Origin of the sequence: Serratia sp. CY27727, from assembly GCF_052169275.1 — a bacterium.
Classification (GTDB): Bacteria; Pseudomonadota; Gammaproteobacteria; order Enterobacterales; family Enterobacteriaceae; genus Serratia; species Serratia sarumanii.
The window spans coordinates 579,135-591,052 of sequence record NZ_JBJNLB010000001.1 but is presented as its reverse complement, the minus strand read 5'-3'; the positions used below and the strand labels follow the sequence as shown (position 1 = coordinate 591,052).

14 protein-coding genes are annotated in these 11,918 nt (G+C 61.1%); 5 read left to right on the top strand and 9 right to left on the bottom strand.

Going from position 1 to position 11,918, the window contains the following annotated elements:
• The first annotated feature begins 55 nt into the window (after positions 1–55).
• Both ACJ8HB_RS03000 and rlmC read left to right on the top strand, forming a co-directional pair.
• The gene (locus ACJ8HB_RS03000) at positions 56–535 is read left to right on the top strand and encodes a YbjO family protein (RefSeq protein ID WP_048321404.1); all 480 of its coding nucleotides are present in this window, start codon (positions 56–58) and stop codon (positions 533–535) included.
• A gap of 69 nt (positions 536–604) precedes the next feature.
• On the top strand, positions 605–1,735 hold the full coding sequence (gene rlmC / locus ACJ8HB_RS02995) for a 23S rRNA (uracil(747)-C(5))-methyltransferase RlmC (protein WP_047568397.1): 1,131 nt from the start codon (positions 605–607) through the stop codon (positions 1,733–1,735).
• 32 nt (positions 1,736–1,767) lie between these two features.
• Here rlmC and artJ (ACJ8HB_RS02990) read toward each other — a convergent pair whose 3' ends face one another.
• The 6 genes from artJ (ACJ8HB_RS02990) to ACJ8HB_RS02965 all read right to left on the bottom strand — a co-directional run bounded on the left by artJ (ACJ8HB_RS02990) (position 1,768) and on the right by ACJ8HB_RS02965 (position 6,395).
• On the bottom strand, positions 1,768–2,502 hold the full coding sequence (gene artJ, locus ACJ8HB_RS02990) for an arginine ABC transporter substrate-binding protein (RefSeq protein WP_033637816.1): 735 nt from the start codon (positions 2,500–2,502) through the stop codon (positions 1,768–1,770).
• Positions 2,503–2,701: 199 nt separating this feature from the next.
• Positions 2,702–3,370 carry an arginine ABC transporter permease ArtM gene (artM, locus tag ACJ8HB_RS02985; protein ID WP_033637817.1) on the bottom strand — a complete coding sequence of 223 codons (669 nt, stop codon included), beginning with the start codon at positions 3,368–3,370 and terminating at the stop codon, positions 2,702–2,704.
• Complete coding sequence (artQ, locus tag ACJ8HB_RS02980) at positions 3,370–4,086, bottom strand: arginine ABC transporter permease ArtQ (protein ID WP_047568395.1); 717 nt, start codon at positions 4,084–4,086, stop codon at positions 3,370–3,372. Before artQ ends, artM begins: the two co-directional genes overlap by 1 nt.
• A 9-nt stretch (positions 4,087–4,095) precedes the next feature.
• Positions 4,096–4,827: an arginine ABC transporter substrate-binding protein gene (artJ, locus tag ACJ8HB_RS02975; RefSeq protein ID WP_047568393.1), complete on the bottom strand. Its 732-nt coding sequence runs from the start codon at positions 4,825–4,827 to the stop codon at positions 4,096–4,098.
• Positions 4,828–4,859: 32 nt separating this feature from the next.
• Positions 4,860–5,588, bottom strand: coding sequence for an arginine ABC transporter ATP-binding protein ArtP (artP, locus tag ACJ8HB_RS02970; RefSeq protein ID WP_038884338.1), 729 nt, complete (start codon positions 5,586–5,588; stop codon positions 4,860–4,862).
• Positions 5,589–5,852: 264 nt separating this feature from the next.
• Positions 5,853–6,395 (bottom strand): lipoprotein, encoded by a 543-nt coding sequence (locus tag ACJ8HB_RS02965; RefSeq protein ID WP_033637821.1) that lies wholly within the window; start codon positions 6,393–6,395, stop codon positions 5,853–5,855.
• A 159-nt stretch (positions 6,396–6,554) separates the two neighbouring features.
• Here ACJ8HB_RS02965 and ACJ8HB_RS02960 point away from each other — a divergent pair, with 159 nt between their 5' ends.
• Both ACJ8HB_RS02960 and ACJ8HB_RS02955 read left to right on the top strand, forming a co-directional pair.
• Positions 6,555–6,878 carry a heavy metal-binding domain-containing protein gene (locus tag ACJ8HB_RS02960; protein ID WP_033637822.1) on the top strand — a complete coding sequence of 108 codons (324 nt, stop codon included), beginning with the start codon at positions 6,555–6,557 and terminating at the stop codon, positions 6,876–6,878.
• Between the two features lie 119 nt (positions 6,879–6,997).
• Positions 6,998–7,834, top strand: coding sequence for an N-acetylmuramoyl-L-alanine amidase (locus ACJ8HB_RS02955; RefSeq protein ID WP_049197174.1), 837 nt, complete (start codon positions 6,998–7,000; stop codon positions 7,832–7,834).
• On the opposite strand, the gene ACJ8HB_RS02950 is transcribed toward ACJ8HB_RS02955, so the two are convergent.
• Both ACJ8HB_RS02950 and ACJ8HB_RS02945 read right to left on the bottom strand, forming a co-directional pair.
• The gene (locus ACJ8HB_RS02950; protein WP_033646660.1) at positions 7,835–8,845 is read right to left on the bottom strand and encodes an NAD-dependent epimerase/dehydratase family protein; all 1,011 of its coding nucleotides are present in this window, start codon (positions 8,843–8,845) and stop codon (positions 7,835–7,837) included.
• A gap of 158 nt (positions 8,846–9,003) precedes the next feature.
• A complete protein-coding gene (locus tag ACJ8HB_RS02945) occupies positions 9,004–10,443 on the bottom strand; it encodes a DUF2867 domain-containing protein (RefSeq protein ID WP_094859719.1) in 1,440 nt (479 codons plus the stop codon).
• Between the two features lie 150 nt (positions 10,444–10,593).
• On the opposite strand from ACJ8HB_RS02945, the gene ACJ8HB_RS02940 reads away from it, so the two are divergent.
• Positions 10,594–10,941 carry a DUF1294 domain-containing protein gene (locus ACJ8HB_RS02940; protein WP_033654657.1) on the top strand — a complete coding sequence of 116 codons (348 nt, stop codon included), beginning with the start codon at positions 10,594–10,596 and terminating at the stop codon, positions 10,939–10,941.
• Here ACJ8HB_RS02940 and ACJ8HB_RS02935 read toward each other — a convergent pair whose 3' ends face one another.
• Entirely contained in the window at positions 10,942–11,769 is an 828-nt protein-coding gene (locus tag ACJ8HB_RS02935) for a MurR/RpiR family transcriptional regulator (RefSeq protein WP_043147107.1), read from the bottom strand.
• Positions 11,770–11,918 lie beyond the last annotated feature (149 nt).

Sequence of the window (11,918 nt, the reverse complement as noted above, 5' to 3'; positions counted from 1 at the left end):
ACCTGACTTTACATGCGCCACCTGTATAGGTGGCGCGTCGTAGCGGAATACGGATATGTCAGACATGCTGAAAAGCGGGCAGGGAATGGGATCGACTTCGGATGCGCCGGTGCCGGTGATGGTGGCGGGTACCGCCATGGTCGCGATCAAGTGTATCAGCGTGGTGCTGCTGCTGGGCGAGCTGGGCGTCGACGGCGCGCAGGAGTTCGTCAACACCAGCGCGCAGGCGTGGGATTCTACCTTTATCTTTCTGGCCGGCCTGCTGCTGCTGTGCCTGCAAATCAGCTGCGGCTTTGCCGTGATGCGCGGCCGCAACTGGGGGCGCTGGGGGTATGTGGCCTGCCAATGCATCGTGGTGCTTTACCTGCTGTTGGCCACCATCGGCAGCGTCTTTCCCGAGGTGTTCACCGTGGAAGGGGAAACCAGCGGCCAAATCCTGCACGTTCTGATCCTGCAAAAGATCCCCGACGCGGTGATCCTGGCGTTGCTGTTCGTTCCTACCGCCAGCCGCCGCTTCTTCGCCGCGCGCAAGTGAGATTTTAGGCGCGCGGAGTGGTAAACTCTGCGCCCTTAATTCGTCATCCTGAACTTCACGGTAATCTTCATGCATTGCGCTTTGTATACGGCGGGCACCTGCCGTTCCTGTCAGTGGCTGGAAAAGCCCTATCCGCAGCAATTGGCCGACAAACAGCATCACCTGCAATCGCTGCTGGCCGGGCGCGACGTCGCGCAGTGGCTGCAGCCGGTGGCGGGGGAACTGAGCGCATTTCGCAATAAAGCCAAGATGGTGGTCAGCGGCAGCGTGGAGCGCCCGCTGCTCGGCATGCTGCACCGCGACGGCACGCCGGCCGATCTGAGCGACTGCCCGCTGTACCCTGCCGGCTTTGCGCCGATGTTCGCGGTGCTGAAAAGCTTTATCGCCCGCGCGGGTCTGACGCCGTATAACGTGGCGCGCAAACGCGGCGAGCTGAAGTACCTGCTGCTGACCGAAAGCACGCTCGACGGCGGCGTGATGCTGCGCTTCGTGCTGCGCTCGGAAACCAAGCTGGCGCAGCTGCGCGCCGCGCTGCCGTGGCTGCAGCAGCAGCTGCCGCAGCTCAAGGTGATCTCCGCCAATATTCAGCCGGTGCACATGGCGATCATGGAAGGGGAGCGCGAGATTGCGCTGACCGAACAGCAGGCGCTGGAGGAACGGTTCAATCAGGTGCCGCTGTTCATCCGCCCGCAAAGCTTCTTCCAGACCAACCCGCAGGTGGCCGCCGATCTGTATGCCACCGCCCGCGACTGGGTGCGCGCGCTGGGTATCGACAGCATGTGGGACCTGTTCTGCGGCGTCGGCGGTTTCGGCCTGCACTGCGCGCAACCGCAAACGCGGCTGACCGGCATCGAAATCAGCGCGGAAGCGATCGCCTGCGCGCGCCAGTCGGCGCAGCGGTTAGGGTTGTTGCACGTAGATTTTCAGGCGCTCGATTCCACCCGTTTCGCCACCGCCGAAGGCCAGGTGCCGCAGCTGGTGCTGGTCAACCCACCGCGGCGCGGCATCGGCCAGGCGCTGTGCGACTATTTGAGCCGGATGGCGCCGGACTATATTCTCTATTCCAGCTGCAACGCCGAGAGCATGGCGAAAGATATCGAGATGTTGCCGGGGTACCGCATCGAACGGGTGCAGCTGTTCGACATGTTCCCGCATACCGCGCACTACGAAGTGCTGACGCTGTTGGTGCGGATTTTATAAAGCATAAGGCCCGGATAACCGGGCCTTATTGCTTACTGCGGGAACCACTTGTCGTTGATGGCCTTGTAGGTGCCGTCGGCCTTGATGGCGTCCAGCGCGGCGTTCAGCTTGGCCAGCAGCGCCTGGTTGTCCGGGCGCACAGCGATGCCGAGACCGGTGCCGAAGTATTGCGCATCGGTGATGTGCTCGCCGACCGGCGCCAGCTGCGGGTTGGTTTTCAGCCACTCGTTCACCACGGCGGTGTCGCCGAACACGCCGTCGATACGGCCGTTTTTCAGCTCCAGAATGGCGTTTTGGTAGCTGTCGTAAGAGACGGTGTTAATCTCCGGGTGCTTGTCCTGCATGTATTTCTGGTGGGTTGTGCCGTTTTCCATACCTAGTTTTTTGCCTTTCAGATCCGCCAGCGAGCTGAACTTGCCTTTTTGCGCGATCACGATCGCCGAGTTGGCGTAGTAAGGCTGGGTGAAGGCGACCTGTTTGCTGCGCTCCGGCGTGATATCCATACCGGAAATCACCGCATCGTATTTCTTGAATTTCAGCGCGGCGATCAGGCTGTCGAACGCCTGGTTGGTGAAGGTGCACTGCGCCTGCATCTGCTTGCACAGCGCGTTGGCCAGATCGATATCGAAGCCGACGATCTGGTTATTGGCGTCGAGCGATTCGAACGGCGGGTAGGTGGCGGAGGCGGCGAAGCGGATGGTCTCGGCCGCGGTGGCGTTAAAGGTGATTCCGGCCAACATCGTCGCGGCAAGCAGCAGTTTTTTCATGCGTAGAGCTCCTGTCTGGATCCTGAAAGTGATTTTTCGCTATCGTTTGTTTTTACTGGTAATCGCCAGAGGTTTTTGCGAGGACACCTGCTGATAACCCTGCCATCGAGTGAATTAAAATGCAATGAAAATGATTAAATATTGCCTCAGGGATAAAAAAAGCCCCGCACGACGGCGGGGCTCATGAGGGGAGGCGGCCTCAGTTGCGGCGCTCAAACGCCAGCGCGCGGCGCTCCACCAGCCGCATCAGCAGCGTCAGCAGGCCGTTGACGCACAGGTACACCAGGCCTGCGGCGCCAAACACCATGACGTCGTAAGTGCGGCCGTACATCAGCTGGCTGTAGCCCATCACTTCCATCAGCGTGATGGTGTAAGCCAGCGAGGTGCTTTTGAACACCAGCACCACTTCGTTGGAGTAAGACGACAGCGCGCGCTTGAAGGCGAACGGCAGCAGGATGCGCAGCGTCTGCCGGCGCGACATGCCCAGCGCTTCGCACGACTGCCATTGCCCGGCGGGAATGGCGCGCACCGCGCCGTAGAACAGTTGCGTGGTGTAGGCCGCGCTGTTCAGCGCCAGCGCTATCATCGCGCACAACCAAGGCTGCGACAGCAGATTCCACAGCCACGGGTAGTCGCGGATCGCCGGGAACTGGCCGGGGCCGTAGTAGATCAGGAAGATCTGCACCAGCAACGGCGTGCCGGTGAACAGCGTCACGTAGATCTTGACCAGCGGCGTCAGGATAGGCGTTTTCAGCGTCAGGATCACCGTCAGCAGCAGCGACAGCACCAGCGCGACGATCAGCGCGGCGACGGTCAGCGTCAGGCTGGTGTGTAACCCTTTGAGGATTTCCGGCAAATACTCAATCATCAGACCGGCCCCCGCTCAAAGCGCGTGGCGCGCAGCTCAATGCGTTTGATGACGTATTGGCTGAACAGCGTCACCAGCAGGTAGATGGCCGCCGCGATCACATACCAGGTAAAAGGCTCCTGGGTGCGGGTGGCGATGCTCTTGGTTTGCAGCATTAGATCGTTCACGCTGATCAGCGACACCAGCGCGGTGTCTTTCAGCAGCACCAGCCACTGGTTGCCGAGGCCGGGCAGGGCGTGGCGCCACATCTGCGGCATGATCAGGCGAAAGAAGATCGCCGCCTTGCCGAGCCCCAGTGCCTGGCCGGATTCCCACTGCCCCTGCGGCACCGCTTTCAGCGCGCCGCGCAGCGTCTGCGAGGCGTAGGCGGAATAGAGCAGGGCCAGAGCGATCACCCCGCACAGGAACGGGCTGACTTCGAAATTGTCGATCGCCAGCTGAATCGGCAGCTGGAACAGACCGAGGTTGAGGATAAAGCCGTCGGAGAGCATCAGCAGCAGCTGCGACGAACCGAAATAGATAAACAGCACCACCAGGATTTCCGGCAGGCCGCGCAGCACGGTCACCCAGGCGGTGCCGAGCCAGCTGACCGCTTTCCAGCGGGACGATTCCCATACGGCGAACAGCATCGCCAGAATCAGCCCGAGGATCAGGGCGCAAACGGCAAGGCCGACGGTCATGCCGGCGGCGCTTGCTAAAGGTTGAAATTCATTCATCGGGGCGTATTACTGCTGGAACCATTTTTTGTAGATGGTTTCATAGGTCCCATCCTGCTTGATCTTGTCCAGAGCGGCGTTGAACTTGCCCTGCAGCTCGGTGTTCTTCTGGCGTACCGCGATGCCGAGGCCGGTGCCGAAGTAGCCTTTATCCGTGACTTTGGTGCCCACTGCCGCCAGCGCGTCATTCTGCTTCAGCCACTCGTTGACCACCGCGGTATCGCCGAACACCGCATCAACGCGGCCGTTCTTCAGATCCAAAATGGCGTTCTGGTAGCTGTCGTAAGGCACGGTGGTGATTTCCGGGTGCTTGTCGGTCAGGTATTTCTGGTGGGTGGTGCCGTTTTGCACGCCCACTTTCTTGCCTTTCAGCGCCGCCACGTCGGCGATTTTGCCTTTCTGCGCGATGAACAGCGCCGAGTTATCGTAGTACGGCTTGGTGAACAGCACCTGCTTTTCACGTTCCGGCGTAATGTCCATGCCGGCCATCACCGCATCGAAACGCTTGAATTTAAGGCTTGGGATCAGGCTGTCGAACGCCTGGTTGGTGAAGGTGCACTCGGCCTGCATCTCTTTGCACAGCGCGTTGGCCAGATCGACATCAAAACCCTGAATCTTGTTGCCGGCGTCAATAAATTCAAATGGAGGATAGGAGGCTTCGGTAGCGAAACGGATGGTTTCGGCTGCGGAGGCGGAAACGCTGATGCCGGCCAGAACGGCGGCGATTATTAGTTTTTTCATCGCAAACTCCCCAAATTACAGCAAGTTAATTGTTAGTGTGATAAGTAGTTGGCAAACTCGGTGGTCCGCGGCTGCGTGAAGTGGCTGCTGTCGCCTTGCTCCACCACGTGGCCGTTTTCCATGTACACCACGCGGCTGGCGGTCTTGCGCGCCACTTCCACTTCGTGGGTGACGATCACCTGCGTGATGCCGGTGCCGGCCAGTTCGCGAATGATGCTGACGATCTGCGCGGTGATTTCCGGATCCAGCGCCGCGGTCGGTTCATCGAACAGCAGCACCTGCGGTTCCATCATCAGGGCGCGGGCGATCGCCACGCGCTGCTGCTGGCCGCCGGAAAGGTGCAGCGGGAAGCGATCGGCGAAGTCGGTCAGGCGCAGGCGCTTGAGCAGCTTGTCGGCGCGCTCCATCGCCTGAGCCTTGGTCAGACCCAGCACGCGGCAAGGCGCTTCGATCAGGTTCTGAACCACGGTGAGGTGAGGCCACAGGTTGTATTGCTGGAACACCATGCCGACATTTTGACGCAGTTCGCGAATGGCTTTCTCGCCAGGCGCCTGCTTGAAGTCGAATTGGTTGCCGGCGATCTGCAGTTGGCCCGAACGCGGCATTTCCAGCAGGTTCAGCACCCGCAGCAATGAACTTTTCCCGGCGCCGCTTGGGCCAAGCAGCACCAGGGTTTCCCCGGCTGGACAATCCAGCGTGATGTCAAACAGCGCCTGGTGAGCGCCGTAATAGCAATTGATACCGTTAAGTTGAATACTCATGCGCCAGAATTGAATAGACATTGATGCCGCAAATGTTAACTTCCACAGAATACTTATGCAATCTTTGTGCGTTAAAATTTATGAGTGTGCGGCGGGACAGTAAAAGATTAGCACAAGATACCGCGACTCAAGCCGAGGGAGGGGATTTGTGGTGCAGGCTGTGAGATCGGTAGCGAAATTTTTTCTATTGGACGAAATCTGAGCGGCAGGCGGGAGGCGGGGATGGCCGACGCGGCAAACCCGCGTCGGCCGGGGGATCGCGGGTTACTGGTTTTCCAACACCTGGCGCACGCTGCCGTTGGTGGCATGCGCTGGAACATTCAGGTAGCGAATATCATCAACCACCCAGCAGGTGCCTTCGCGCACCATCAGCACTTCGTCCTGCCAGTTCACGGTGCTGTTGGCGTCTTTTTGGTAGCTCAAGTCGACGCGCAGCGGGATGTTTTTCGCATCGGTGTTAGGAATGGTCGAGGCGCTGGCGACGGACGCGCTGCCTGGCCCCTGCGCATTGCCGGAGAACAAGTCGCCGGTGATCCGATGCTTGCCCGGGTTCTGGGCGGCGCTGACCAGATCCTGATACAGCACTTTGCTCAGGTAAGGCTGCAGCTGCGCCAGGCGGTTGCTGTCCGGCAGGCCGGCGCCCTGCTGAATGCGCAGGTCATAGAACTTTTGCGCGACCGTATCCGGGCCGCCTTCCACACAGCTGCCGCTGCGGGTGCCGATATCCTTGTATGCTGGTTCCACCGTGGTACAGGCACTCAGCAACAGCGCTAAGGGTAAAACAGCCGCAATCGTTTTTGTTTTCATCTTATTACCTTATGTGAAAGTCTCTACCATGAAGACCGATAGCTTACAGTATAAATGCGTTTTTTGGCCTTGCATTCGTACTGCGTGCCATTGATTAAGCGAACATAACGCTAATCTTCTGGTCATAGATACGTTGAATTAATCAAACAAGGAATTCTGATGCAGCTTTCAACTACCCCGACCCTGGAAGGGTTCACCATCACCGAATACTGCGGCGTGGTCACCGGCGAAGCGATCCTCGGCGCCAACATCTTTCGTGATTTCTTCGCCGGCGTGCGCGATATCGTCGGCGGCCGCTCGGGCGCTTATGAGAAAGAGCTGCGCAAGGCGCGCTTGATCGCGTTCGAAGAGCTGGAAGATCAGGCGAAAGAGCTGGGCGCCAACGCGGTGGTCGGCATCGATATCGATTATGAAACCGTTGGCAAAGACGGCAGCATGCTGATGGTGACCGTCAGCGGCACCGCGGTGAAAGCCAGCCGCTAATCCCACTCCCCAACGCCCTGGCGCGTCCGGGGCGTTTTACTTTGTCCGACGGTGGCTTCCGTGGCGATTATTGATTAACGTTAACGCTATATCAGGTCATCACATCACAGGGAGGATAAGTGAAAATTTGGCCAGGGATCATCGCCGCCGCGCTGCTGGCGGGATGCCAAAACCCGCAGCAGGACACGCTCGTCGATCGCGGCGCTTACCAGCTCGAAACCCTGCATCAGGCGCAGGGCGCGGATCAACGCATCCGCTTTCTGGTGATGCACTACACGGCGGAAGACTTCCACTCATCGCTGAAAACGCTGACCGACGAACACGTCAGCGCGCATTATCTGCTGCCGGCGCATCCGCAGCGCGAACACGGCAAACCGACGGTGTTCCGCCTGGTGCCGGAAGCGATGCGCGCCTGGCATGCCGGCGCCAGCGCCTGGCGCGGCCGCAGCAACCTCAATGACACCTCGATCGGCATCGAAATCGTCAACAAGGGCTTCACCCGCAGCATGCTGTTCACCCACTGGCAGCCCTATACGGCGGAGCAGATCGCCGTGCTGATCCCGCTGAGCCGCGACATCATCCAACGCTATGGCATCCAGCCGCAGGACGTGGTGGGGCACAGCGACATCGCGCCGCAGCGTAAACAGGATCCCGGCCCGCTGTTCCCCTGGCGGCAGCTGGCGCAGGCCGGCATCGGCGCCTGGCCGGACGAACGCGACGTGCAGCGTTTGCTGGCGGGGCGCGATCGCCATGCGCCGGTACCGATGGCGCCGCTGCTCGAAAAGCTGGCGCGTTACGGCTACGCGATCGACCCGTCGTGGAATGCGCGGCAGCAGCGCAATGTGCTGGCGGCGTTTCAGATGCACTTCCGGCCCGACGATGTGCGCGGCGAACCGGATGCGGAGAGTGAAGCGATTGTCGATGCGCTGCTGGTGAAGTACGGCGCGGCGCGTTGATTACAGGCCGTGCAGCTTGCCGTGATCTTTCAGCCAGCGGGCGGTGCGCGCGATGCCTTCTTCCAGCGAGACGATCGGCTGATAGCCCAGCTCTTGCTGCGCGCGGGTGGTATCGAGCGTGAGGTCGAAATTGAGTTTGGCGACGCCGTAGTGGGTCAGCACCGGCTCCTTCTCGCTTTTGCTGCCGAGGCGCTCCATGCCGCGCGCCATCATGTCGAGCATCGGATAGGGGACGGAGCGGATATGGCACTTCATGCCCAAATCGTCGATCAGCTGCTGCACCACGGTGCGAAGCGGGCGCGGCTGCTGGTTGGTGATGTTGTAGGCGCGGCCGGACGGCGTATCTTCTTTTAGCGTCGCCAGCCACATGGCGTGCACCGCATTCTCCAGGTAGGTCATGTCCACCATCGCCGCGCCGCCGCGCGGCAGCAGCAGGTTGCCGTAGCGTTTGATCATCTGCAGCAGCCGCGGCAGCATCACCTTGTCGTGCGGCCCGAACAATCCCTGCGGGCGCAGAATGGTGAAATGGGTCTGCGGATTGGACAGCGCCAGCTGCTGGATCACCTGCTCGCCGGCGGCCTTGCTGCGCGCGAACTCGTTGGCGTAGCGCTGCGGGCGAAAGTCTTCGGTCACGTTGCGGTGATGGTGGTAATCGAAATAGATCGCCGGGGAAGAGATGTGAATGAACTGCGCCACGCCGTAGGCCGCCGCCCATTCGCCGAGGCGGCGGGTGGCGCGGACGTTGGCCAGTTCGAAGGCCTCTTCGGTGCCCCAGGGCGAGGTGAAGCTGGAGCAGTGCCACAGCACGTCGACGTCCGTCAGCATCGCCTTGGCCTGCGAAGAGATCAGATTGGTGAGATCGGCATGAATGAACTCCGCGCCCATTTTTTCCAGCAGGCCGCCCATCGCCTGGTTGCGGCCGGTGGCGCGCACTTTGATGCCCTGACGGCGCAGATATTCGACGGCGTTACGGCCTAACCCACTGGTGGCACCGGTGACCAATACCTTCATAACGGACTCTATTCTCACCCAAAATCGGAATACCGGCGGGCGCTTGCGGCGCTCCCAGCAAATAAGATGCCATTCTTCCGTGATTTCGTGCGCTATGCAATCGGAAAGCCCCGAAGCACAGCGGCAAACTGTGCGGTTGATCGACAAATGAACGGCGTTCAGCGCTGTTGGCGGTCCAGACCCTCGGCAAGTTCGGCGATGCGCTTCGCCATGCCGCGGAAAATGAACAGATGCGCGGGCATCATGGCGAACCAATACAGCAGCCCGCTGAAGCCGGCCGGATGCCACCAGGCGCGCACGTCCAGCGTGCGGCGATCGCCGTGATCGGTAATGGTGAAGCTCAGCCGCCCCAGCCCCGGCGCCTTCATGCCGAACAGCAGCGCCAGTTGCCGCAGCGGTTTCAGCGTGATGACTTTCCAGCCGTCGATCTCGTCGCCCAGCGCCAGGCTCGCGCGCGCCGGGCGGCCATAGACCACGCCGTTGCCGATCATGTCGTCCATGCGGGCGCGGATCCGCCACAGAATATTGGCGTAGAAATAGCCTTCTTCGCCCCCCAGCTGCTGCACCGTTTGCCACAGGGACTCGCGGGTGGCGGCGGTGTCCAGCGAACAACCGGCCTGTTTTGGATAGTAACCGTAGCCGGGGCGCCAGCGGGCCCGCGCCGCCGGATCGTAGCCCCAGTCGGCGGAATCGACCACCTCCTGTTCGCGCTGCAGCGTGGTGGCGACCGCCTGATCGAAGGTGTGCAGCCGCTGCGGGATCAGCGCCTGCAGCGGCCGGCCGTCGGCGGGCAGATCGTGCTTCAGCCCCTGGATCAGCGCGCGGGCGATCGGCGTCGGCACCGAGGTGATCAGGCTGATGAACCACACCGAAATCAGCCGCGTCGGCAAGGGGATCGGGATCAGCCAGCGCCGTTTGCCGCTGATGGCGATAAAGCGTTGGAACATATCCTGATAGCTGAGGTACTCCGGCCCGGCAACGTCGAAGATGCGGTGCTCCTGCGCCGGGTGCGCCAGCAGATCGGCCAGATAAACCAGCAGGTTCTCCAGCGCCACCGGCGACGACTTCGAGCGCACCCAGCGCGGCGGCGTCAGCACCGGCAGGTTATAGACCATGTCGCGCATCACTTCGAACGCCGCCGAGCCGGGGCCGACGATGATGCCGGCGCGCAGTTCGGTCACCGGCACGCCGCTCTGGCGCAAAATTTCGCCGGTCAGGCGGCGGGCCGCCAGGTGGGGCGAACTGTCGTCGTTCGGCTGCAGCGCGCCGAGGAAGATCACCTGTTTGACGCCGGCATTGCGCAGCGCGTCGCGCAGGTTTTCCGCTGCCTGGCGCTCCTTCTCGATAAAATCGTCGCCGTCGCCCATCGCGTGCACCAGATAGTAAAGCGTATCTGTCTCCCACAGCGCCGCGCTCAGGGTCTCCGGGCGGTACAGATCGGCATACAGGCAGTTGACCTGCGGCCAGTTCCGCTCCTGCAGCCACTCGATGCGCCGCGCGGCGGCGGTAATCTGGTGCCCCTGTTCGATCAGGTGCGGGATCAGGTTCTGGCCTATATAGCCGCTGGCTCCAAGAACCAGTACGCGTTGGGGTGTCATCGGGCCGCCTTGTGCGGTAGAGGATTGGCAGAACGACAGGATGCCAAATTCGGGGTTTAAATGCACTTTTTGTATGGGTATAAGCCGGTTGCATCCATCGTGGCGCAGGTTCACACTACGCGCCCTTTATCGAACGAAAAACCGGATGCCATGAAGCTCAATGTGATTTGTTACGCCCTGCTGGGCCTGGCGCTGGTCGCCAGCCTGTTCTCGCTGCATCCGGTGTGGATGTGGTTGCTGCTGGCCAACCTGCTGACGTTTCTGATCTACGGCGGCGATAAGCTGGCGGCGCGCAAGGGGTGGCGGCGGGTGCCGGAGGCGACGCTGTTGCTGTTCGGCGCGCTGGGCGGGTGGTTGGGCGCACTGGCGGCACAGCAGCTGTTTCGCCACAAAACCCAGAAGCAGCCGTTTAAAACCTGGTTCATCCTCAGCGTGGCGCTCAACCTGGTGGCGGTGCTGGGGCTGTGGTACTGGGTTTATGGCCGCTGGATCTTCTGATTACAGCAGCAGCGGCAGGGTGGCGCTGGCGGTGGCCTGCATCGCCTGAGCGTAGGCGGGATCGCGCCGAGCCAGTTCGGCGATCATCAACTCCACCAGCAGCATGGCGCCGACCTTGGCCGGCAGGGCGCCGGCGGTCAGCGGCCCTTCCGGTTTGGCCGCCACCAGCAGCGTATCCGCCAGCTTGGCCAGCGGGCTGCGTTGGGTGTTGCTGACGGCGATCACGCGTGCGCCGCGCCCTTTGGCCAATGCCACCGCATGCAGCACGTCCTTGGTGGAGCCGGAGCTGGAGATGACGATCAGCAGATCCCGCTCACTCAGCGAGGCGGCGTTCATCGCCGCCCGGTGCATGTCGCTGAACAGCTGCGCCGGTTTGCCGAGGCGCAGCAGCTTGTAGTGCAGGAAATCGCCGATGATGGCGCTGGCGGCGACGCCGTAAATCTGCACCGAAGCGCAACGCTGCAGGCTGTCCGCCGCCTGTTGCAGCGCCTGCGGATCCAACAGCGCGCCGGTATCCCGCAGCGCCTGAACGCTCTCTTCCACCAAATTTTCCGTCGCGCTTTGCCGCGTCGTCGCCTCCGGCTGGCTTTGTTGCAGGCTGAGGGCCAGCGCCATTTTAAATTCGGTATAACCTTTACAGCCCAGATGGCGGCACAGCCGCGTGACGCTGGCTTCGCTGGTGGCGCTTTCACGCGCCAGTTCGGTGATGGTCAGGTAAACGGCGCGGGAGGGCTGCGCAAGAAGATAGTTGCCGAGCTTTTGCAGCGTGGGGCTGTACCCCGCCAAATCCTGCCGCAGCCGCAATAACAAGTTGCCTGTATTCATCACGTTACCTTTCTGAGTATTCCCGTTTCTATTGTGGCGGAAAGACGCCGCCGCTCGCCAGCGAAATCGACGGATTGTGAAGCCGATCATCGTTATGAATAAAATTTTCATTAAATTAATTTTAATGTGGTAAAAATTTTCATCATAAAAAT

Excerpts from the sequence above, each read along its gene's own strand:
- artM (WP_033637817.1), bottom strand. The coding sequence starts at position 3,370 with ATGATTGAGTATTTGCCGGAAATCCTCAAAGGGTTACACACCAGCCTG.
- ACJ8HB_RS02945 (WP_094859719.1), bottom strand. The coding sequence starts at position 10,443 with ATGACACCCCAACGCGTACTGGTTCTTGGAGCCAGCGGCTATATAGGC.
- ACJ8HB_RS03000 (WP_048321404.1), top strand. The coding sequence starts at position 56 with ATGTCAGACATGCTGAAAAGCGGGCAGGGAATGGGATCGACTTCGGAT.
- rlmC (WP_047568397.1), top strand. The coding sequence starts at position 605 with ATGCATTGCGCTTTGTATACGGCGGGCACCTGCCGTTCCTGTCAGTGG.
- ACJ8HB_RS02965 (WP_033637821.1), bottom strand. The coding sequence starts at position 6,395 with ATGAAAACAAAAACGATTGCGGCTGTTTTACCCTTAGCGCTGTTGCTG.
- ACJ8HB_RS02950 (WP_033646660.1), bottom strand. The coding sequence starts at position 8,845 with ATGAAGGTATTGGTCACCGGTGCCACCAGTGGGTTAGGCCGTAACGCC.
- artJ (WP_047568393.1), bottom strand. The coding sequence starts at position 4,827 with ATGAAAAAACTAATAATCGCCGCCGTTCTGGCCGGCATCAGCGTTTCC.
- ACJ8HB_RS02940 (WP_033654657.1), top strand. The coding sequence starts at position 10,594 with ATGAAGCTCAATGTGATTTGTTACGCCCTGCTGGGCCTGGCGCTGGTC.
- ACJ8HB_RS02960 (WP_033637822.1), top strand. The coding sequence starts at position 6,555 with ATGCAGCTTTCAACTACCCCGACCCTGGAAGGGTTCACCATCACCGAA.
- artP (WP_038884338.1), bottom strand. The coding sequence starts at position 5,588 with ATGAGTATTCAACTTAACGGTATCAATTGCTATTACGGCGCTCACCAG.
- artJ (WP_033637816.1), bottom strand. The coding sequence starts at position 2,502 with ATGAAAAAACTGCTGCTTGCCGCGACGATGTTGGCCGGAATCACCTTT.
- artQ (WP_047568395.1), bottom strand. The coding sequence starts at position 4,086 with ATGAATGAATTTCAACCTTTAGCAAGCGCCGCCGGCATGACCGTCGGC.